The sequence below is a fragment of the Stenotrophomonas sp. DR822 genome (assembly GCF_019793815.1).
In the GTDB taxonomy this organism is placed as follows: Bacteria; Pseudomonadota; Gammaproteobacteria; order Xanthomonadales; family Xanthomonadaceae; genus Stenotrophomonas; species Stenotrophomonas indicatrix.
In genome coordinates, this window is sequence record NZ_CP081826.1 from 1,574,950 (window position 1) to 1,596,294 (window position 21,345).

A 21,345-nucleotide genomic window follows, 5' to 3' on the forward strand; every position below is an offset into this window, starting at 1 on the left:
GGATATCGTTTCAGACGTCGCAGAGGCGGATGGCCTCGCGCAGCGAACCGACGGGATCCGGTGCCACAGGCATGAATTCCTGCGCCAGATACCCATCGAAACCGGTGTCGCGGATCGCGCGACAGATGGCGGGGTAATTGAGTTCCTGCTGGTCCCCGATCTCGTGCCGGCCCGGCACGCCCGCGGTGTGGTAATGCTTGAAACAGGCGTGATGCCTGCCGATGGTGGCGATGATGTCGCCCTCCATGATCTGCATGTGATAGATGTCGTACAGCAGGCCGAAGTTGTCCGAGCCAAGCCGCTGGCACAGCTCCACGCCCCAGGCGGAGTGGTCGCACAGGTAGTCGCGATGATCGACCCTGGAGTTCAGCAGCTCCATCACCAGCACCACGCCGCGTTTCTCGGCGTGCCCGAGGATGCGCTTGAGGCCGGCCTCGGCATTGGCCATGCCCTCCTGCGGGTCCATCCCGTTGCGGTTGCCGGAAAAGCAGATGAGGTTGCGGTAACCGGCATCGGCCACCAGGTCGATATGCCGCGTGTAGCGCTCCACCAGCTGATCGTGGAACTCACGGGCGGCAAAGCCCTTGGTAAGGCCCAGCTCGGCGCCGTTGCACATCGAGCTGTATACGCCATGGGCCTTCAACGTGGACCAATCCTCCGGGCCCACCAGGTCAATGGCGGCAAAACCGATGTCCTTCACCGTCGCGCAGAGCTGGGCGACCGACAGCTGCGGGAAGGTCCAGCGTGCGACGGCGTGCTTCAGGTTGCCCTTGAGCGGCGCCGTGGCGGCAAACACAGGCAGAACGCCCGCCGCCCCCAAGCCAAGGCTCGCAGCGGCCGCCATGCGCAGCGCATCGCGCCGCGTGAGGCCCGGGGCCGGTCTGATCGAATGGATGGACATCCACCTGCCGGCCTCCCAACCGGTATCAAACGCAACGATTCACGGCAATGCAATCGATTGCACCATAGGGGAGGAAATTGTCTGTTTGCAAGTCGCGGTGCACGAAAATCAATGCTGCGAGGCACAACTCCGCAGCCGTGAAACCTGGAAAAGAAAAGCCCCGCATAGGCGGGGCTTTTGTTCTTCCTGCAGACGAGCGTTCGATCAGAACGGAATATCGTCGTCAGCGAAGTCATCCATCGGCGGCGCCGACTGCTGCGGCTGCTGCTGCGGACGCTGCTGGCCGTAGCCGCCGCCCTGGTTGCCGCCCTGGTTGTAACCACCGCCCTGGCCGCCACGCGGGTTGCCACCGCCGCCGCCGCCGTATTCCTGGCGCGGGGCCTGCTGGCGCTGCGGGCGCTCGCCGCCAGCGAAGTTGCCACCGCCGCCACCGCCGCCTTCACCGCGGCCGCCCAGCATCTGCATTTCATCGGCGACGATGTCGGTGGAGTACTTCTCCACGCCGTCCTGGCCGGTGTACTTGTCGTAACGCAGGCTGCCTTCGACGTACACCGAGCTGCCCTTGCGCAGGTACTCGCCGGCGATCTCGCCGAGCTTGCCGAAGAACACCACGCGGTGCCATTCGGTACGTTCCTGCTGGTTGCCATCCTTGTCCTTGCGGACGCTGGTGGTAGCCAGGCTGATGCGGGTGATCGCCATGCCGCTCTGGGTGTACTTCACGTCCGGGTCGTTGCCGAGGTTGCCGACCAGGATGACTTTGTTGATGCCGCGCGCCATAGGTACCTTCGTCCGTTGTCCAGGGGCAGGCCGCCAGTGATAGCACGTCCCCGGGCGGGGGTGCAGAGCGCTGGGGTCGCCCCCGGGAAATTTGGGGGAATACGAGAACGGGTCATCTTACCATCCCCTCGGCCGACACCTGGGTCGGGAAAGCCCCCGGCCATGGCCGGAATCCGGCCTGCAGCCCCCTGGGCAGGGCACTGCGCGCGCCCTGCCCCGGCGCGCGGCGCCAGCCCATCGGCGCCCCATGGCATCATTCCCCGATCATTTCCCTGCCGGCCCCCATGACCATCAAAGGCAAAGCCACCTCCCTGGACATCGCCCACCTGGCCGGGGTCTCCCAGCCCACGGTGTCGCGGGCCCTGCGCGGCAGCCCGATGGTCAACGCCGAAACCCGCGAGCGCATCCTGCGCATCGCCCGCGAGCTGAACTACAAGGTCGACAAGAATGCCTCCAGCCTGCGCCTGCGCAATGCCGGCACGCTGGCCCTGCTGTTCTTCGAGGACCCGACCAACGACGACTCGCTGATCAACCCGTTCTTCCACTCGATGCTGGGGTCGATCACCCGCGCCTGCGCGCTGCATGGGCAGGACCTGCTGGTGTCCTTCCAGCAGCTGTCCACCGACTGGCAGGCCGATTACGAAGACAGCAACAAGGCCGATGGCATCATCCTGCTGGGCTATGGCGACTACCACCAGTCGCGCGACCGCCTGCAGCGGCTGGTGGAACAAGGCACCCACTTCGTGCGCTGGGGCGCGGCCCTGCCCGGCCAGCCGGGGGTGTCGATCGGCAGCGACAACTTCCAGGGCGGGCATGACATCACCGCCCACCTGCTGGAACAGGGCTGCCGCCGCATCGCCTTCCTCGGCCATGCCTCCAGCCATTACCCGGAATTCCAGGAGCGCTATCGCGGCCACGTCGAGGCGCTGCGTGCGCATGGCCTGACCGCCGACCCGGCGCTGCAGCACGATGCGATCACCACCGAGGCGTCCGGGCATGAGGCGTGCCTGTCACTGCTGGCCCAGGACCGTTCCATCGATGCGGTCTGCGCGGCCAGCGACCTGATCGCCATCGGCGCGGTGCGCGCGCTGCGCGAGCAGGGCCTGCGGGTCCCGCAGGACGTGGCGGTGACCGGCTTCGATGACATCCCGCTGGCAGCCTCGGTGTCGCCGCCGCTGACCACCGTGCAGCAGGACACCAAGCAGGCCGGTCAACTGCTGGTGGAGAAGCTGCTGGCGCTGATCGGCCGGCAGCCGGTGGAAGGCCAGAGCATTCCGGTGAAGCTGGTGGTGCGCGAGTCGTCGCTGCGCACGTAGCCCTTCGGTGGCGCCAGGCCATGCTCGGCATGCATGCGTGGGACGCAAGGCCGACGACAGCCGGGCATAGCCCGGCTCTACAGGACCTGCATCGCTACGCGCCGCCCGGCATGGCCGTGCGTACCGCCATGCTGAATTCATCCAGCAGGAAGGGCTTGGCGATCATCGCCATGCCTTCGTCGAGGAAGGCCGCGCGCTCCTGTGCCTTTTCCGCATAGCCGGTCATGAACAGGATCGGCAGCGCCGGCCGCGTTTGCCGCGCGATCTCCGCCAGCTGGCGCCCGTTGAGCCCCGGCAGCCCGACATCGGTGACCAGCAGATCGATGCTCTGCGCCGAAGTGAGGATGGGAATCGCCGCATCGGCATCACCCACCACCTGGGCGTGGTAGCCCAGGTCTTCCAGCACCACCGTCACCAGCATCCGTACCTGCTCGTCATCCTCCACCACCAGGATGGACTGGCCGGCGCCGCGCCGGATCGGCTGCGAAGGTGCAGGCACGTCTTCCACAACGGCCTCCGACAACGGAATGAACAGCAGCACCGTCGTCCCCTCGCCGACATTGGACTGGATGGCGATGTGGCCACCGGACTGCTGCATGAAGCCGTACACCATCGACATGCCCAGCCCCGTTCCCTTGCCGATGGGCTTGGTGGTGAAGAAGGGCTCGAAGGCGCGCTCGACCACTTCCGGCGCCATGCCGGCACCGGTGTCGGCCACCTCCACCAATGCGTAGTCGCCAGCAGGCACGGCCGTGTACTGGCCTTCCCTTACGCTTACCGACGAGGCGCGCAGGGTCAGATCGCCGCCATGCGGCATCGCATCGCGCGCGTTGATGGCCAGGTTCAGCAGCGCACTCTCGAACTGGTTGGCATCCAGCGTGGCGTGCAGGGGCAGCGGCGAGGGTTCGGCGCGGATGCGCACCGCCTCGCCCAGGGTGCTGTGCAGCAGGTGCTGCACCGAAACCAGCAGCGTGTTGAGCTCCACCGGACGCGCATCCAGCGACTGCCGCCGGGAGAACGCCAGCAGGCGCTGGGTCAGTGCCGCCGCGCGCTGTGCCGAGGCGGTGGCGGTGTCCAGGAAACGCTCGAGGTCGTCGACCCGGCCCATGTCCAGGCGCAGCCGGACGATGTCCAACGCGGACAGGATGCCGGTCAGCATGTTGTTGAAATCGTGGGCGATGCCGCCGGTCAGCTGGCCGATCGCCTCCATCTTCTGTGACTGCCGCAATGCAGCGTCGCTGGCCTCGCGCGCCGCCATCTGCGCTTCCAGTTCACGGGTGCGCTCGGCCACCATCGCCTCCAGCGCGTGCGCGTGCTGTTGGCTGCTGGCAAGGGCCAGCTTGGCCGCGGTGATATCGGTGACGAACACGTGGAAACCATCGATGCGCCCCTCACCATTGCGACGCGGCGAGTAACGCACCTCGCAGTCGCGACGGCCGTACACGCGATGTGGCCAGACGATTTCGAACACCGCCTCGCGACCGGCCAACGCAGCCTCCATCGCCGGGCGACGTTGCTGCCATACGGCTTCGCCGATGACCTCGCGCACGTGTCTGCCAATGACTTCGCCGGTCGCCAGTTCGAACCAGCTCTCGTACGCCTTGTTGGCGAAACGGAAGCACAGCGCGCGGTCCATGAACGCGATCAGCACCGGCATGGCGTCGGCGATCAGGCGCAGTTCGGACTCGCTGCGTGCCAGCGCCGCACGGCCATCGGCCAGTGCGGTGAGCTGGTCACGCACCACGAACTGCTTGCCGCGCGCGCGCAGTGCGCCCTGTACCGCACTGAGCAGTGACATGCTGCCCAATGGACGGTCCATCTCCACCACGTTGATCGAGGCGGGCAGGAGGGGTTCGCGCGTTGAACGACGGTAGGAACGCGCCGAGCGCAGCAGGATGAACGGAATGTCCGACCAGGCCGGCTGCTGCTGCAGCGCCTGCAGCAGTACCTCGCTGCCGCGTGCCACCGCTTCCTGGGTGACCACCACCAGCCCGGTGCAGTCATCCAGCTGGCTCGCCAGTTCGTCGAGCGCAGGTGCGATGCGCGTTGTCAGACCCGCGTTGGCCAGCACCGCAGCGATGCTGTCGGCATCACGGCCGAAAGGAGCGACGATACGGACAACGGTGCCGCCCTCGTCGCTATCGGACATCGGACTGGCCCAGCAGCGCTGCGCTGTCGCCGACGAACTCCGGCGTGCCGGTGAGGATGCCCTGGAAATCGGCCAAAGCGGCACTGACCGTGATGCCGCGCCCGTCGATCTTCAGTTCGCGGATGGTGTCTTCATGCGCACCGCCGCGGTTCTTGATCACCGAGATCGCCTTGCGGATGCGCCCCTTGGCTTCGAAGAAGCGGAACAGCACCACCGCATCGGCGATGTAGGACACGTTGAGGCTGCCGGTGGACATGGTGCCGACCAGCCCATGCTGCGGGTTGATCATGAAGGTCGCCACACCCTTCTGGTTGAGGTAGGACAGCATCTCGTGCAGCTGCAGCATCAGCTGTTTTTCCTGCGGCATGGCGGTCACGTAGCCGTTGAGGCTGTCGATCACCAGCACGCGGCAGTCGCGCTCTTCCACGGACTTGCGCAGGTTCCAGGAGAACTCCCCGGGCGACACTTCAGCCGGGTCGATCTGCAGGATCTCCAGCAGGCCGGAGCGCAGGTGCTTTTCCAGGTCGATATCCAGCGCCGAAGCGCGTGCCAGCAGCGTGCCCACGCGCTCGTCGAACTCGAAGATGCAGCTGCGCTCGCCGCGCTCGCAGGCCGCCCACACATACTGCAGCGCCACGTTGGTCTTGCCGCTGCCGGCCGGGCCGGTCAACAGGGTGGAGGTACCGCGCAGCGGACCGCCGCCCAGCAGCCGGTCGATCTCGGCCACGCCGCTGCTGATGGGCGTTCCGACGAACCGCCCGTGATGCTCGGAGGCGATCAGGCGGGGGAAGATCTGCACGCCGCCGCGACGGATCACCATGTCGTGGTAGCCGGCAACGAAATCGACGCCCCGCAGCTTCTGCACCTGCATGCGGCGCCGGGCAGGGCCGAAGTCCAGGGTCAGGCGCTCCAGCGAGACCACGCCGTGGCACAGGCTGTGCAGCTGGCCGTCGCGCTCATCGCCGCTGGACGTCAGGTCGTCCACCAGGAAAACCGTCGCACTCTTGGGCGCGAAGAACTGCTTCAATGCGAGGATCTGCCGACGATAGCGCAGCGAATCCTGCGCCAGCAGGCGCAGTTCCGACAATGAATCGAACACCACCCGGGTCGGCCCGATGCTGTCCACCTTGGACATGATCAGGTTGACCGTCTCGTCCAGCTCCATTTCCCACGAATGCAGCACCGACTGCAGGCGGCCATTGCCCATCGCCCCTTCGGCCGAACCCAGCTCGAACAGGTGCAGACCGTCCAGCGACCAGCCGTGGGCCAACGCGACTTCGCGCAGTTCCTCGGCGGTCTCGGACAGGGTGATGTAGAGGCAGCGCTCGCCGCGCCGCAGGCCTTCCAGCAGGAACTGCAGGGACAGCGTGGTCTTGCCGGAGCCCGGCGGCCCCTCAAGCAGGTACAGCCGCGCCTGCGGCAGCCCGCCGCCAATGATGCTGTCCAGTCCTTCAATTCCGGTTGTGATCCGCATGCGTGCCTGCATCGACGTCGACGTTTGAGGGGGAAATCCTATCGGCGCCCCTGTCGACGGGTTGTGTGATCCAGTGCACCGCTGTTAACGCATTCAGGAAGCTTTCACGACGCCAGCTCTGCCCCGCCACCAAGTGCGCCCCCTGCGCCAGCTCCACGCCAGCATCACCACTGCATGGAGCGCCAGCAGCAGTTGCAGCGCTGGTTTGACGATAAACAGCAGCCACAACCAACCGTAGTCCGCGTCAGTCACTTTCATCTGAAAGCCCGGTTCCAGGCCCAGTGTCGCGGTTTCTCCGCGCAGCCCAGGCCCGACCTCCACAACGGTGATCTTCAGGTGCAGGTTGCCTGCACCCAGCGTAAGCGGCGAGGCCAGTGGCGGCCACTGGAAATCGGTGGGCGATGCGCCGGGTTCGTCCGGCGTAAATTCGCGCGTCACCTCACCCGAGCCATGCGAACTGACCGGCATGGCCCGATAGATCGCGTGCCGACCGTCATGCTCGACTTTCAGCCTGATCGGCTCGCCGGGCGTGCGGAAGCGCAGGAAACCGGCGTGCTGACTGTTCTGCCAGTTGCCAAGCACGGGATCCGGCTGGTCGTAGTCCGGCGGGGGCCGCTGGAACGTCAACGACAACTGCGGCCGCCCCGGCAACAACCGCTCGGTTTCCAGCGTCAGCTGCGTGCCCGGTTCCAGCAGCAGCGGTGCGGATGCGTAATGCGTGGCAGTACGGAAATCGGCCAGCGCCAGCGCCAACCCGATACCGAGGGAGATCAACAGCAACCAGCTTGACCAGAATGCGATGCGCACCGGATGTCCTTTTCCGCGTCGGGGCGTGAACGAGTATATCCAGCCCCCACCCGTTGGGACGGCCATCGTCTGGGGCACCATGACCAAAGGGGCATGACGCCGCCCCCGTTCAGCGCGATAAACAGCAGATCAACACACGGAAAGGTGTACGTCGCATGCTGAAGATCGATTCGCTGTCCAAGACGTACGCCAACGGCGTACACGCGTTGAACGGCGTCACCCTGGATATTCCCCGCGGCATGTTTGGCCTGCTCGGGCCCAACGGCGCGGGGAAATCCTCGCTGATGCGCACGCTGGCCACCCTGCAGGAGGCCGACAGCGGCAGTGCCACCCTGAGCATTCCGGGTGAATCGCCGATCGACGTGCTGCGCGACAAGGATGCGGTGCGCCGCCGCCTGGGCTACCTGCCGCAGGATTTCGGGGTGTACCCGAAGGTCAGCGCGCTGGACCTGCTGGAACACTTTGCCGTACTGAAGGGCTTGACCCAGCGCGGTCAGCGCCGCGAGGTGGTCGATGGCCTGCTGCAGCAGGTGAACCTGTGGGATGCACGCAAGCGCAAGCTGGGCACCTACTCCGGCGGCATGCGCCAGCGCTTCGGCATCGCCCAGGCGCTGTTGGGCGACCCGCGCCTGGTGATCGTCGACGAACCCACCGCAGGCCTCGACCCGGAAGAACGCAACCGCTTCCTCAACCTGCTGGCGGCCATCGGCGAGAACGTGGCGGTGATCCTGTCCACCCACATCGTCGAGGACGTGACCGACCTGTGCCCCACCATGGCGATCATGAACAAGGGCCAGGTGTTGCTGACCGGTCGTCCCACCGATGCCATCGAGGCATTGCAGCAGCAGGTCTGGCGCAAGCAGGTGGAGCCTTCCGAACTGGCCGACCACGAGGCGCGCTACACGGTGCTGTCCTCGCGCCTGGTCGGCGGCCGCCCGGTGATCCACGTGCACAGCGCCAGCGACCCCGGTGATGGCTTCACTGCGGTCGCCCCCGATCTCGAGGATGTGTACTTCCAGCGCCTGCGCCTGCAGGCGCGTGCCCGTGCAGCCTGAGCGGAGCACACCATGATCCTCACCTTCTTCCGCTTCGAGCTGCGCGAGCAGCTGCGTTCGCCGCTGCTGTGGCTGCTGGCGTTCCTGTTCGCCGCGCTGGCCTTCGCCGCCGCCTCCTCCGAAGCCGTACAGATCGGCGGCGGCGTCAACAACGTGCACAGCAATGCGCCGATCGTCATCGCGCGCTTCATGGGCATCTTCACCATGATGGGCATGCTGGTGTCCACCCTGTTCGTCAGCAATGCGTTGCTGCGCGACTTCGAGCTGGGCACCTCGGAGCTGATCTTCGCAAGCCCGATCAAGCGCCGCGACTACCTGGCCGGACGCATCCTGGCAGCGATCTGCGCCAGCCTGGTGGTCTACCTGATCATCGCGCTGGGCATCTTCCTGGGGCCGTTCATGCCCTGGGTGGACAAGGCGCGCGTCGGCCCGGTTTCGCTGGCCAGCTACGCCTGGACCTTCACCTGGATCGTGCTGCCCAACGTGTTGTTCACCACCGCCCTGCTGTCGCTGCTGGCGGCGCTGACGCGCTCGATCCTGTGGGTCTACATCGGCCTGGTCGGCTACTTCGTGCTGTATGGCGTGAGTGCCTCGCTGCTGAGCGATATCGACAACGTCTGGATCGCCACGTTGACCGAGCCACTGGGCATGCGCGCGCTCGGCCGCACGGTCCGCTACTGGGCCGCCGAGCAGAGCAACACCCGCCTGCCCGAGGTGGCGGGCTACCTGCTGGCCAACCGTGCCCTGTGGCTGGGCGTGGCCGCCGTCTTGTTCACCGCCACCTTCGCTCTGTTCCGCACCGAGCGTACCGGCAGTGGACGAAGGCGTTGGGGCCGTCGCCAGGCCGTGGCCAGCGCCGATGCGCCGCGACCGGCGGCGATCACCGCGCCGCGCGTGCGCCCCCGCTTCAGCGCGGCAACCGGCTGGCACCAGTTCGTGCGCCAGGTGCGCTTTGACACCCTCGGCGTCCTGCGCGGGGTGCCGTTCATCGTGCTGCTGGTGCTGGGCCTGGCAAACTTCATCCCCGCCGCCCTGCACCAGAGCGCGGTCTATGGCACGCCGATCTGGCCGGTCACCACCGAAATGCTGTCGGCCCTGCAGGGCGCCTACAGCTGGCTGCTGGTGATCATCGTGCTGTTCTATTCCGGCGAACTGGTCTGGAAGGAGCGCGCGGTCCGCTTGAACGAAGTCAACGACGCCATGCCCGTACCCAACTGGGTACCGCTGCTGGCCCGGCTGACCACCCTGGTGGTGATCGTCGCCTGCTTCCAGGCCATCGGTGCGGTGGTGTCGATGGCGATGCAGCTGGTGCAGGGATATACCCACCTGGAGCCGCTGTTGTACCTGAAGGTGCTGGCCCTCGGTTCGGTGTTCTATGTGCTGATGGGCGGCATGGCGCTGGTCCTGCAGGTCCTGACCAACAACAAGTTCTTCGGCTACGCGCTGTTGATCGTGGTGATGATCGCGCAGGTCGCGCTGGGCCTGCTGGACTTCACCCAGAACCTGTACAACTTCGGCAACTGGCCCAACGCCCCGTACTCGGACATGAACGGCTACGGCCACTTCCTGCCTGGGCAGCTGGTCTTCCAGGCCTATTGGGGCCTGCTGCTGGCCGCGCTGCTGTTCCTTGCCTCCGCGTTCTGGGTGCGCGGCGTCGGCGCCAGTGCGCGTGACCGGTTGAAGCTGGCGGCACGCCGCCTGCGCGGTCCGACCGGCGCGGGCTTTGCCGTATCCCTGCTCGGCTTTGTCGCGCTCGGCGGATGGTTGTACTGGAGCACCAACATCCGCAATGAATTCCTGTCTCCCGACCAGCAGCGCGACCTGCAGGTGCGCTACGAGCGCGAGCTGTCCAAGTACAGGAACCTGCCGCAACCGCGCATCGTCGCCGTCGACAACCGCGTGGACCTGCAACCGGAAACCCAGTCGATGGTCATCGATGCCGACTGGACGGTGCGCAACACCCACGCTGCCCCGATCAGTGACATCCACATCGCGATGGGCGATGACCGCAATCTGGTCAAGGTCGACCTGGGCGGGCAGACCCTGGCCTTCCATGACGTCGACCTGGGTTACCGCATCTACCGCCTGGCCACGCCATTGCAACCCGGCGAGCAGCGCCAGGTGCATTTCCGTGTCGAACAACGACCCAAGGGCATCACCGCCGGCCAGGCACCCAGCAACATCGTGGACAACGGCACGTTCTTCAACAGCACCCTGCTGCCGTCATTCGGCTACGACCCGCGCGGCGAGCTGGAGGACCGCAACGAACGGCGCAAGCGCGGGCTGGGTGAGCCGACCCGCATGCCGAAGCTGGAGGATGAAGCAGCACGTGCCAACACCTACATCTCCGACGACGCCGACTGGCTGGACTTCCGTACCACCATCTGCACCGCACCGGACCAGGTCGCGCTGGCCCCGGGCTACCTGCAGCACGAGACCACCGTGAACGGTCGCCGCTGCTTCAGCTATGCGATGGACCGGCCCATGCTCAACTTCTACGCCTACCTGTCGGCGCGCTGGCAGGTGAAGAAGGGCATGTACAAGGACATTCCGATCGAGGTGTACTTCGACCCGGCCCACGCCTACAACGTGGATCGCATGATCGAGGCGGTGCAGAAGTCGCTGGCCTACTACGAGGCCAACTTCACGCCCTACCAGCACCGCCAGGTGCGCATCATCGAGTTCCCGGGCTACCAGAGCTTTGCCCAGTCCTTCGCCAACACCATCCCCTACTCCGAGTCGATCGGCTTCATCGCCGACCTGCGTGACCCGGACAAGGTGGACTACGTGTTCTACGTCACCGCGCATGAGATCGCACACCAGTGGTGGGCGCACCAGGTGATCGGTGCCAACGTGCAGGGCGCCACGGTACTGTCCGAATCGCTGTCGCAGTACTCGGCGCTGATGGTGATGGAAAAGGAGTACGGCCGCGCGCACATGCGCCAGTTCCTGAAGACCGAACTGGACCGCTACCTGGCCGGCCGGGGCGGCGAGCGCATCGAGGAACTGCCGCTGGAACGGGTGGAGAACCAGCAGTACATCCACTATCGCAAGGGTTCGCTGGTGTTCTACCGCCTGCGTGAGGAAATCGGCGAACAGGCGCTGAACCGTGCCCTGCAGCGCTTCCTGCAGGACAAGGGCTACCAGCAGCCGCCGTACACCACCTCGCGGGAGCTGCTGGACTACCTGCGTGCGGAGACCCCGGCCGACCGCCAGCAGCTGCTGACCGATCTGTTCGAGAAGATCACGCTGTACGACAACCGGCTGGAGACCGCCAGCGCGCGCAATCGTGCCGATGGCCGCTACGACGTCACCCTGAAGCTGCACGCCGCCAAGGTCCATGCCGATGGCCAGGGCAAGGAAACGCCGGCCACGCTGGACGACTGGGTCGAGATCGGTGTGTTCGCCAATGGTCCCTCGGGCAAGGAACGCGACCAGAAGGTGCTGTACCTGCAGCGCCATCACATCACCACGGCAGCGCCGACGATCACGATGACGGTGGATGCCAAGCCGGACGAGGCCGGTTTCGATCCGTACAACAAGCTGATCGACCGGGTGAGCGAAGACAACCGGCGCAAGGTGACGATGTGATGTGAGTGGCGGTGCCGGCCTTCGGGCCGGCACTGATCTGCTGCGGCATCCACGCATGGCGTGGATCTACGGGAATGCATCCACGCATGGCGTGGATCTACTGGAATGCATCCATGCGCGGCGTGGATGCCGTACTGACCGGTTGACGCCCTGGGCTACGCTGCGGGGCCCTACGAACCGGCCTTCGGCCCCAGCACCGCCAGCAGCACGTAGATCACGATCGACGCCACGGTGCCGAGTGCAGCCAGCAACATGAAGGCAAACTGCGAACGGCCCTGCAGCCCTGCCCAAACGCCCAGATGCCAGGCCGCGCCAAGATTGATCAGCCAGGCGATGACGAACACCGGCCACTGCACGATTCCGACCGCGCGCAGCAATGGCATGGCGATGAGGGCTGCGACGATGGCGCCGATCAGGAAGGCCAGGGCAAGACGGGAATGGCGGGCCGAGGCGGTGCTCATGCGCTCAACCCGCGGACCATCACCAGCACAGGGAAGCCACGCGTGTCGGACTCGACAACGGGCTTCCACCCCAATCGCGCATACAGACCACCGTCCAGCGACTCGGTCTGCAGGTAGAGCTGCGATATGCCCATCGACCGGGCGTGCTTCACCGCGTGTTCGACAAGCGTGCTGGCCAACCCTCGCCCGCGTTGGCTGTCGGCCACATACACGCTTCCCAGCCAGTGCTCATACTCGGGAAAACCGGGCATCTCACCGCGCTTGAGCTGCACGGCGCCGGCCACCTGCCCATCGTCGATTGCCGCCAGCAGATGCGGGAATCCCTGCGCGTCCTTGGGCTTGCGCAGCCGCAGACGCTCATCTTCCAGAGTGAAGCCTGCATCCTTTCCCCACTGCGCGTGATACCACTGCGCCAGCTGCTCGCACTCCGGCGCTGCCGGCGCCAGCATCCTGAACTCCATGGGTAACCTCGCTGTCCTGATCGTCCTTCAGGCAAGCATGCTTCACGTCTGCAGCCACTGCAAACTGCTGACCCGCCGACACCGGGCATGGGCTCGTGCTACAGCGGGCGGGCAATCAGCCTTGCGCGAAGTCCTTCAGGATCTCGCCGACGCCGCTGGGCGAGATCTCGAAGCCCAGCGTAGTACCCGGGTTGATCACCACGCCGTAGCCGCCCGGCACGCGGCGCAGCACGTCCAGCATCAGCCAGCGGACCTGATGCTCGGCCTGCTGGCTGTAGATGCCCACCCGCGCCGGATCGGTGAACACGGCCACGTGCAGGGTGCCCTGCTTGTCGAACAGCAGCGGATCGAAGCCACTCCCATCGGGCGTGACCAGGCTGCCGGTCAGCAGCACCACCTGGGAAGCAACGAAGGCCTCCATGAACGCGCGGATGGGCACCGTTCCGTCCATCGCGGCCTTGAGCAGGGTTTCGATCGGGGTCTGCGGGGCAAGGTCGGTCATGGCAGTACGGCGCGGCATCAGGGGGGTGCCTATTGTGCCGGATGCCGCCGGACCGGGTAGTGCCGGCCGCTGGCCGGCAACTGCATTGGGTCCAACGACGAAGAGGCTGCCGGCCAGCGGCCGGCACTACCGTTTCCGAAGCCGCTGGTCGCGTGCCTGCTGATCGGCCATGGCCTTGTCCAGTTCGGCCTGCAGGGCCGGCTGCTGCACGTCCGCATCCAGCACAAACACCTTCACCCCGTGCGCCGGCACCTCCGCCTTCAGGCTGCCCTTCACCGTCACCTGGCCGCCGTCCAGCGACGCGTCGCGCCAGAGGCCGGGCTGCAGGTAGCGGTCCACGCTGAAGGTCTTCGCGGCATCGCCCTTGTTCAGCAGCACCAGCGCGGTCTGCGCCACGTCGCCATGCTGCAGCACACGGAAGAACACCGCTTCATCGCCCTGCAGACGTTCGTTCACCTGCAGGCCGCGCTGCAACGCCGGCGTACTCCCGCGCAGCGTGGCGATGCGCTGCAGCGGGGCGAAGATCGGGCTCTGCGGGGCTGCATCCACCCGCGGCTGGCCAAAGTAGGCACGGTTGCCGGCGTGCTCCGCACGGCCGCGCATGAAGCCGGTTTCCGATCCGTAATAGACCACCGGAATGCCGCGCGCGGTGAACAGCCAGTTGTGCGCGTCGATGAAGCCGCTGTCGCTGGCCTGCAGGCGCGGCATGTCGTGGTTGTCGTAGAAACTCATCAGCTCATACGGGTTGGCGTACGGGCCACCGGTCAGGTGCAGCGGCTCAGCCAGCGTTTCAAAGCCCTTGCCGGCGCTGCCGAAGGCCTGCTCCAGCGCGCCGCGCAGCGGGAAGTCGAGCACGCTGACATTGGCGTTGGCCGGCCAGGTGTGTTCGGCGATGCTGGCGGCGTTGTAGTCGAACGCTTCGCCGAACATGAACATGCCCGGATGCTGCGCGCGGATGCGGTTGACGAACTCGTGCCACCACGGATGCGGCAGCCAGCCGATGGTATCGATGCGCAGCGCATCCACGCCCTGCGCGGTCCACTGCAGGTACGCCCCTACCAGGTACTCCATCACTGCCGGGTTGTCCTGGTTGAAGTCGCCCAGCTCGGCCAGGTTGCCATCGAAGATCGAGCCGTCCTTGCTGTCGACCGGACCGACGTTGTTGTAGAACGCGTGCAGCGGATTGTGCTTCGGGTCCAGCTTCTGTGGCGGCAGGTTCTGGTGGTCGGCAATCAGCCTGCCGTCCTTGTCGAAGATCTGGCCGAACTGCGGCTGCCGCTTGGGCATGGTCCAGGCCGGCGAACCATGGTTGCCGACGATGTCCAGCACCACCTTCAGGCCGGCGCCGTGCAGGCCCTTGGTCAACCCGGCAAAATCCAGGTCCCTGCTCGGCAGGTGCTCGTCCAGCGTGTAGAAGTTGATGCCCCAGTAGCCGTGGTAGCCGGTCTTGCCACGGTCGGTCAGGGTGCTGGTACAGCTGATCGGCTTGCTGCCGGTGAAGGCTTCGTCCGGGTTGTCGACGATGGGCGTGATCCACACCGCGCCGAAACCGAGGTTGCGGATGTAGTCGGCATTGTCGAGCACGCCACGGAAATCGCCACCGAGATAGCCGATGTTGCCGTCCACCCTGTCCGGGCATGGCACCGGAATATCGAAGGTACGGTGCTTGCCGCCCTGGTCGCGATGGTCGTTGGACGGATCGCCGTTGACGAAGCGGTCGGTGACCACGAAGTACACCGCGTCACTGGCGAACGGCTCGGTGGTACCAACATAGGCCGGGCGTGGCGCAGCCGAAGCATGGCCAGCGAACAGCACAAGGTATACAGCAGCAGACAGGGCACCACGCATCACACCACCTCCGGACGGGACGGAACCCGCAACACGCACAGACCGGCAATCAACAGACTGCAGCCACCCAGCACCAGGACATGCATCGGCTGGCCCCCCAGCCATGCACGCAGGGCGAAACCGAGCGCGCTGGCCGCGACCAGCTGCGGGATCACGATGAAGAAATTGAAGATGCCCATGTACACGCCCATCTTCGCTGCCGGGACGCTGTCCGACAGCAGCGCATAGGGCAGCGACAGGATCGAGGCCCAGGCAAAGCCGACGCCGACCATCGACAGCAGCAGCCACTGCGGATCGTCGATGAACATCATCGAGATCAGCCCTGCCCCACCCAGCCACAGGTTGACCAGGTGGCTCCAGCGCAGGCCGATCGCCCGCACCATCGGCGGGATCAGCAGCGCGGCCAGTGCGGCGAAGCCGTTGTAGGCACCGAACAGCACGCCCACCCAGTTGGCACCTTCGTTGTAGGCCGCCGATTCAACATCGGTGGAACCGAAATGCATGCCGGCCACCGCACGCGTGGTGAAGATCCACATCGCGAACAGGGCGAACCAGGAAAAGAACTGCACCCAGGCCAGCCGGCGCATGGTGATCGGCATCGCGCGCAGGTCGCCGACGATGGCGGCCAGCATGTGCGTGCCCGGTAGTACCCGCGCCGCCGCCAGCAGTGCGCCGTAACCCGCGCACAGGCCGGCCAGCACGTACAGCATCTTGTCGCCGTGGCGCCACGCGATCAGTACCGCCAGCAGCGCACCGAGACCGAGCCACAGCGCAACCTGGGTCCACGGCGCGGGCCCGGTGACCGCGGCCCCGGCGTGATGCGCCGGTGGTTCGGCATCATCGAAGCTGGCCAGCTCGTCGGGCGAATACTCACGGGTGCTGACCACCGTCCAGGTGATCGCCGCCAGCAGCACCACCGCGCCGAAGTAGAACGCATAGCGCACGGTATCGGGCACCTCGCCCGCCGCTGCCGTGTTGGCAACGCCGAAGTGGGCCAGGATGAAGGGCAGGAAGCTGGCAACGATCGCGCCGACGCCGATGAAGAAGCTCTGCATGGCATAGCCCGCCGGGCGCTGCCGCGGTGCCAGCTGGTCGCCAACGAAAGCGCGGAACGGCTCCATCGACACGTTGATCGAGGCGTCCAGCACCCACAGCGTGCCAGCCGCGATCCACAGCGTCGGCGAGTTCGGCATCACCAGCAGGGCCAGCGTGGTCAGCACCGCGCCGATCATGAAGAACGGGCGGCGCCGTCCCCAGCGTGTCCACGTGCGGTCGGACAGGTAGCCGATCACCGGCTGCACCAGCAGGCCGGTCAGCGGTGCGGCGATCCACAGTCCGGGCACCGCGTCCATGTCCGCACCCAGTGTTTCGAAGATGCGGCTGGCGTTGGCGTTCTGCAGGGCAAAGCCGAACTGGATGCCAAGGAAGCCAAAGCACATGTTCCAGATCTGCCAGAACGACAACTGCGGTTTTGCAGGACGGCTCATCGTGCGTCCTCTGCTGCCGCCACCGGCGCAATCTTCAGCGCCTGCACCTGGGCCTGGTTCAGCACGCCATCACGACCGCCCTTGCCGCCGGTGTAGTGCGCGAAGTGCTGCAGCGCGCTCATGTTGAAGCCCTCTTCCAGCGTCACCGTGCAGCGGCCCTTGGGTACCGCGAAGGTTGCCGCGGTCGAGTCCTGCGCCGCCACGCTGTGCGGCAGCGTTACCGTGTGCCGCTGCGGAGGCTGGCCCTTGCACTGCACGGCCAGCTGCTTCACCGCCGCGGTCACACCGGTGTTGATCGGGCCGTTCGGGTTGCTGTACTGCAGGCGCAGGCGCACGTGGCCCGCCCTGGCTGCATTGAACTGCCATTGCCGGCTGCCCCGCAGCACCTGCTGCGGGCCGACGCAGACCATCGGGCTGTGCAGGGATTCCAGCGCACCTTCGCGCCGGGTCAGGCTCAGGCAGTGCTGCAGGCCATCATCGCCGACGCGCACCTGGCCCTTGCTGGCCGTGGCCGCGACACCGTCCTGCCAGAGGACCTGGCCGGCAGCCACCGCGACCGACCAGCCCTTGCCACTGCGCTTTGCCTGCGGTGCCAGCGGCGTGGCCGGTGCTCGTGCATTGGCATCGGCACGCGGCACATCACGGCTCACGGCTGCCGGCGCAGCGACCAGCTGCACGGTGGTCGTGGTGCCGCGCGTACGCGTTTTTCCCGCGATCAACAAGCCAGCGCCCAGCTGCCTTGGGCGCTCCAGCACATAGCGCTTGCCGCCCGCCTCCAGACTGATCCGCTTCTGCTTTCCGAACAGCTCCGGCACCAGCTCGGCCGGCAGCTTGGGCTGCACGCGACCGTCGTCCTGCACGCCGAACACGCCCTCGGTGACCATCGACAGATAGCCGGCCACCGACCACAGCTGGCGCTCGGAGTTGACCACCGGCCCGCTCAACGCGCCTTCGTCCACGTGCACGGCCTGGCTGACCAGCTCGTAGTTCTCCATGATGGAACCTGCCAGCGCCGCCCCCTGCATCAGCGAGCGGATCTCGGCAGCAATGCGCGGCGCATCGTCCACCTTGCGCGCCGCGCGCAGCGAGTACGCGCTGACGAACGGCCAGATCGCACGGTTGTGGTAGATCGGCTGCTGCGCTTCCTGCGGCCACACCACCGGGCTGCCGGCAGCGCCCATCGGATAGCCCGCCAGCGCCCGACGCGCACGCTCAGCAGGCAGCACGTCGGCGAGGATGCCCAGCGACAGGCCGAGCAGATCGATCTTGGCGTACGGCACCGGGTGCGCCGCTTCGCCGATGTAGCTCATGTACTGGCCCATGTCTTCGCGCCAGAAGCGCGCGTCGATCTGCACCGCCAGTGCATCGGCCCAGGCCATGTACTGCTCGCTGCGCTCGTCGCCCAGCTGCGCGGCCATCTGCTGCGCCAGGCGCAGCGCCTGGTAATGCAGCACATTGGTGGACAGCGCGTAGGAATCACCGATGAAGCGCACGTCCTGGCGCGTCCAGTCCGGATAGGTCTGCTCGCGCCAGTCAAGGAACGAGGTCTCGCCGCGATACAGGCCCACCTGCGGGTCGAAGACCATCGCCCGGTCCTGCGCCAATGTGCCCTGCAGGGCCTGCCAGACCTGCTCGGCAAACGCAGGATCATCCAGCAGGTGTCGGGCAGCGAGGAACCACACCACGCGGTCGCTGCTGATCGGCCAGCTGCCACCGGAGCCGGTGTCCTGGGCCACGAACAGGCCCGGCGTATGCCCGTCGCGCGCCGCCGACAACTTGAACTGCAGCGACTGACGGGTGCGCTTCGGGTCCAGCTTGGCCAGCGCCAGATCGGCTGCAAAGCTGACGTCACGCGTCCACACATACGGCCAGCGCGCGCCGGTCTGGAAGCACTCGCACGGTACCGGACGGCCTTCGTCGAAGGCCGGATCGCGGATGGCATCCACCCGGTCCTGGTCCATTTCCTGCTGGGCCAGCGCGAACAGCGCATCGAACATCACGCTGCCGGTCTGGCTGCGCATGGGCGCGGCGGCGATGCGCACCTCACCCTTCGGCGCATGCAGCACAAAGCTACCCTTGGCAGCGGATTCGGCGCGCGCCTGGCGGCCGTCGAATGTCAGGTCGGCCGCGTGCGCGGCCGTCCCCAGCGCTGCCCCCAGGGCAGCGGTCAGGCAAATGATCTTCAGCATCGAAGCGGCAGACCGGCTTGCGCCCGTCGACCTCCCTCCCTCTCTGCACCGTTGTGGGTCCGCACTGCCGTTGCCGGCGTGCGGGCGCGGCACCTCCCTCAAGGTGCCCTGGCCCCATGGTAGACGCGGGGCTGTCGACTGCGTCCAGCTGCATACGTATTCATGGCGTGCAGTACCGGCAGGCCTGTCGGCCTGGCTTATGGTCCGGGTCTGTCAACGGCGCCTTGGGAGGGGAAATGCCGACGTCACCCACAACGGTACGCGCAGTGTTCGCGCACGCTTTCGGCCTGGCCCTGCTGGGATTGGCCGCGCTGGCACAGGCGGCGGCGCCGCAGGTCGCCAGCGTCGAATCACCGGACAAGGTGCTGAAGGTCAGCCTGGTGCTGGACGGCGGTACCGCGCGCTACCGCGTCGAGCGCCTCGGCCAGACCGTGGTGGCCGATTCGAAGCTGGGTTTTGAACTGCGCGATGGTCGCCTCGACCGCGACTTCAGCCTGCTGGCGCAGGAACGGCGCAGTGTCGACGACAGCTGGGAACAGCCCTGGGGCGAGCGCCGGCTCACCCGCAACCACTTCAACGAACTGATCGTGCACCTGGCCGAAACCACCGGCAGCAAGCGCCGGCTGGACCTGGTGTTCCGCGTCTACGACGACGGCCTGGGCTTCCGCTACGTGTTCCCCGAGCAGCCGAACCTGCGCGAAGCGATCATCGATGACGAGCTGACCGAGTTCGCCATCGCGCCGGAGTCCACCGCATGGTGGATACCCGCGGGCGAGCCGATCCATTACGAATACCTGTACCAGCGCACCCCGCTGCGCGAAGTGCCGCTGGTGCACACGCCGATGACCCTGCGCAGCCACGACGGCCTGCACGTGGCCATCCATGAGGCGGCACTGGTCGACTACGCGGGCATGTGGCTGCGCCGCACCGAGGGCCAGCGCCTGCGCGCCCAGCTTTCGCCTTCGGCCGAAGGCTGGAAGGTGCGCCGCGCCCTGCCCTTCGCCACGCCATGGCGTACCCTGCAGATCGCCGACCGTGCCGGCGGCCTGGTCGAGTCCGACCTGATCCTCAACCTCAACGAGCCCAATGCGCTGGGCGATGTGAGCTGGGTGAAACCGGCCAAGTATCTGGGCGTGTGGTGGTCGATGCACCTGGATGAAGAGAGCTGGGCCACCGGACCGAAGCATGCGGCCACCACCGCAAAGACGCGGAAGGTGATCGATTTCGCCGCCGCGCACGGCTTCCGAGGTGTGCTGGTGGAAGGCTGGAACCCTGGCTGGGACGGCAACTGGGTCGGCAACGGTTACGACTTCGACTTCACCCGCGCCACGCCGGATTTCGACATCGAATCATTGTCGGCGTACGGGCGGAAGAAGGGCGTGCACCTGATCGGCCACCATGAAACCGGCTGCGCGATCGAACACTACGAAGACCAGCTGGGTGCTGCGCTGGATCTGTATGCGCGGCTGGGCGTGGACCAGTTCAAGACCGGCTACGTCTGCGACGACGGCCAGGTTGATCGCCGCAATCCGGCCGGTGGCCCGCTGTGGCGCGAGTGGCACGACGGGCAGTTCATGGCCCGCCATCACCTGAAGGTGGTGCAGGAAGCCGCCCGCCGGCACCTGTCGGTGAACCCGCACGAGCCGATCAAGGACACCGGCCTGCGCCGCACCTACCCGAACTGGATTTCCCGCGAAGGCGCACGTGGCATGGAATACAACGCCTGGGGCCAGCCACCGAACCCGCCCGAGCATGAGGTCAACCTGGTATTCACCCGCATGCTGGCCGGGCCGATGGATTACACGCCCGGCATCCTCAGCCTGAAGGGTCGCCACGGCCAGGCCATTCCCAGCACGCTGGCCCGCCAGCTGGCGCTGTATGTGGTGCTGTACAGCCCTATCCAGATGGCTGCCGACCTGCCCGAGCACTACCTGCAGCACCGCCAAGCGTTCCGCTTCATCGAGGACGTGGCGGTGGACTGGGAACAGAGCCGCGTGCTCGATGGCGAGGTCGGCGACTACGTGACGATCGTGCGCCGCGACCGCAACAGCCGTGACTGGTTCCTGGGCAGCATCACCGACGAGAACGGCCGCGTACTGCCGGTGTCGCTGGGTTTCCTGGAGCCGGGCGTGCGCTACCGCGCCGAGGTCTACCGCGATGGCGATGGCGCGGATTTCCGCAGCAGTCCCTTCGCCTTCAAGCGCGAAACACGCGAGGTCAGCAGCACCGATTCACTCACGCTGGTGCTGGCGCCGGGCGGCGGACAGGCCATCCGCTTCACACCGCTGTGAATGCGCAGGTAGTGCCGTAATGATGATCTGGAAGCG

General features: G+C 66.5%; 15 protein-coding genes. 4 read left to right on the top strand and 11 right to left on the bottom strand.

The genetic code is table 11. From position 1 onward, the window contains the following. Positions 1-10: 10 nt before the first annotated feature. Complete coding sequence (locus tag K5K93_RS07285; protein WP_222390392.1) at positions 11-901, bottom strand: TIM barrel protein; 891 nt, start codon at positions 899-901, stop codon at positions 11-13. A gap of 204 nt (positions 902-1,105) precedes the next feature. Beyond that, complete coding sequence (locus K5K93_RS07290; RefSeq protein WP_093817592.1) at positions 1,106-1,678, bottom strand: single-stranded DNA-binding protein; 573 nt, start codon at positions 1,676-1,678, stop codon at positions 1,106-1,108. A gap of 284 nt (positions 1,679-1,962) precedes the next feature. Between K5K93_RS07290 and K5K93_RS07295 the strand changes: the two genes are divergently transcribed. After that, positions 1,963-2,994 (top strand): LacI family DNA-binding transcriptional regulator, encoded by a 1,032-nt coding sequence (locus K5K93_RS07295; RefSeq protein WP_025873949.1) that lies wholly within the window; start codon positions 1,963-1,965, stop codon positions 2,992-2,994. Positions 2,995-3,088: 94 nt separating this feature from the next. Here the strand turns inward: K5K93_RS07295 and K5K93_RS07300 are convergent, their stop codons facing one another. From K5K93_RS07300 to K5K93_RS07310, 3 genes are all read right to left on the bottom strand, one after another. Then, positions 3,089-5,143, bottom strand: coding sequence for a PAS domain-containing sensor histidine kinase (locus tag K5K93_RS07300; protein ID WP_222390395.1), 2,055 nt, complete (start codon positions 5,141-5,143; stop codon positions 3,089-3,091). Further along, a complete protein-coding gene (locus K5K93_RS07305; RefSeq protein ID WP_093817589.1) occupies positions 5,133-6,629 on the bottom strand; it encodes an ATPase domain-containing protein in 1,497 nt (498 codons plus the stop codon). Before K5K93_RS07305 ends, K5K93_RS07300 begins: the two co-directional genes overlap by 11 nt. A gap of 81 nt (positions 6,630-6,710) precedes the next feature. Next, positions 6,711-7,424, bottom strand: a complete 714-nt coding sequence (locus K5K93_RS07310; protein ID WP_222390396.1) for a hypothetical protein — start codon at positions 7,422-7,424, stop codon at positions 6,711-6,713. 155 nt (positions 7,425-7,579) lie between these two features. On the opposite strand from K5K93_RS07310, the gene K5K93_RS07315 reads away from it, so the two are divergent. Then, a complete protein-coding gene (locus K5K93_RS07315) occupies positions 7,580-8,479 on the top strand; it encodes an ABC transporter ATP-binding protein (protein ID WP_059063355.1) in 900 nt (299 codons plus the stop codon). A 12-nt stretch (positions 8,480-8,491) separates the two neighbouring features. Beyond that, positions 8,492-12,070 carry a M1 family aminopeptidase gene (locus K5K93_RS07320; protein WP_222390397.1) on the top strand — a complete coding sequence of 1,193 codons (3,579 nt, stop codon included), beginning with the start codon at positions 8,492-8,494 and terminating at the stop codon, positions 12,068-12,070. A gap of 170 nt (positions 12,071-12,240) precedes the next feature. Here the strand turns inward: K5K93_RS07320 and K5K93_RS07325 are convergent, their stop codons facing one another. From K5K93_RS07325 to K5K93_RS07350, 6 genes are all read right to left on the bottom strand, one after another. Continuing rightward, positions 12,241-12,531, bottom strand: coding sequence for a hypothetical protein (locus K5K93_RS07325; RefSeq protein WP_222390398.1), 291 nt, complete (start codon positions 12,529-12,531; stop codon positions 12,241-12,243). Next, positions 12,528-12,992 carry a GNAT family N-acetyltransferase gene (locus tag K5K93_RS07330; protein ID WP_222390399.1) on the bottom strand — a complete coding sequence of 155 codons (465 nt, stop codon included), beginning with the start codon at positions 12,990-12,992 and terminating at the stop codon, positions 12,528-12,530. The genes K5K93_RS07325 and K5K93_RS07330 overlap by 4 nt, the downstream gene beginning before the upstream one ends. A 115-nt stretch (positions 12,993-13,107) precedes the next feature. Next, positions 13,108-13,494: an SseB family protein gene (locus K5K93_RS07335; RefSeq protein ID WP_032975874.1), complete on the bottom strand. Its 387-nt coding sequence runs from the start codon at positions 13,492-13,494 to the stop codon at positions 13,108-13,110. Between the two features lie 126 nt (positions 13,495-13,620). Continuing rightward, entirely contained in the window at positions 13,621-15,342 is a 1,722-nt protein-coding gene (locus tag K5K93_RS07340; RefSeq protein WP_222390400.1) for an alpha-amylase family glycosyl hydrolase, read from the bottom strand. Further along, complete coding sequence (locus tag K5K93_RS07345; RefSeq protein ID WP_093817582.1) at positions 15,342-16,829, bottom strand: MFS transporter; 1,488 nt, start codon at positions 16,827-16,829, stop codon at positions 15,342-15,344. Before K5K93_RS07345 ends, K5K93_RS07340 begins: the two co-directional genes overlap by 1 nt. Beyond that, on the bottom strand, positions 16,826-19,018 hold the full coding sequence (locus K5K93_RS07350) for a Six-hairpin glycosidase-like protein (protein WP_222390401.1): 2,193 nt from the start codon (positions 19,016-19,018) through the stop codon (positions 16,826-16,828). The genes K5K93_RS07345 and K5K93_RS07350 overlap by 4 nt, the downstream gene beginning before the upstream one ends. Before the next feature lie 236 nt (positions 19,019-19,254). Here K5K93_RS07350 and K5K93_RS07355 point away from each other — a divergent pair, with 236 nt between their 5' ends. Next, positions 19,255-21,309, top strand: a complete 2,055-nt coding sequence (locus K5K93_RS07355; protein ID WP_222390402.1) for a glycoside hydrolase family 97 protein — start codon at positions 19,255-19,257, stop codon at positions 21,307-21,309. The last annotated feature ends 36 nt before the right edge of the window (positions 21,310-21,345 follow it).

Coding starts and splice junctions, on each gene's coding strand:
- K5K93_RS07345 (WP_093817582.1), bottom strand. CDS start 16,829: ATGAGCCGTCCTGCAAAACCGCAGTTGTCGTTCTGGCAGATCTGGAAC.
- K5K93_RS07290 (WP_093817592.1), bottom strand. CDS start 1,678: ATGGCGCGCGGCATCAACAAAGTCATCCTGGTCGGCAACCTCGGCAAC.
- K5K93_RS07350 (WP_222390401.1), bottom strand. CDS start 19,018: ATGCTGAAGATCATTTGCCTGACCGCTGCCCTGGGGGCAGCGCTGGGG.
- K5K93_RS07305 (WP_093817589.1), bottom strand. CDS start 6,629: ATGCAGGCACGCATGCGGATCACAACCGGAATTGAAGGACTGGACAGC.
- K5K93_RS07340 (WP_222390400.1), bottom strand. CDS start 15,342: ATGCGTGGTGCCCTGTCTGCTGCTGTATACCTTGTGCTGTTCGCTGGC.
- K5K93_RS07355 (WP_222390402.1), top strand. CDS start 19,255: ATGCCGACGTCACCCACAACGGTACGCGCAGTGTTCGCGCACGCTTTC.
- K5K93_RS07325 (WP_222390398.1), bottom strand. CDS start 12,531: ATGAGCACCGCCTCGGCCCGCCATTCCCGTCTTGCCCTGGCCTTCCTG.
- K5K93_RS07295 (WP_025873949.1), top strand. CDS start 1,963: ATGACCATCAAAGGCAAAGCCACCTCCCTGGACATCGCCCACCTGGCC.
- K5K93_RS07320 (WP_222390397.1), top strand. CDS start 8,492: ATGATCCTCACCTTCTTCCGCTTCGAGCTGCGCGAGCAGCTGCGTTCG.
- K5K93_RS07315 (WP_059063355.1), top strand. CDS start 7,580: ATGCTGAAGATCGATTCGCTGTCCAAGACGTACGCCAACGGCGTACAC.
- K5K93_RS07335 (WP_032975874.1), bottom strand. CDS start 13,494: ATGACCGACCTTGCCCCGCAGACCCCGATCGAAACCCTGCTCAAGGCC.
- K5K93_RS07300 (WP_222390395.1), bottom strand. CDS start 5,143: ATGTCCGATAGCGACGAGGGCGGCACCGTTGTCCGTATCGTCGCTCCT.
- K5K93_RS07330 (WP_222390399.1), bottom strand. CDS start 12,992: ATGGAGTTCAGGATGCTGGCGCCGGCAGCGCCGGAGTGCGAGCAGCTG.
- K5K93_RS07285 (WP_222390392.1), bottom strand. CDS start 901: ATGTCCATCCATTCGATCAGACCGGCCCCGGGCCTCACGCGGCGCGAT.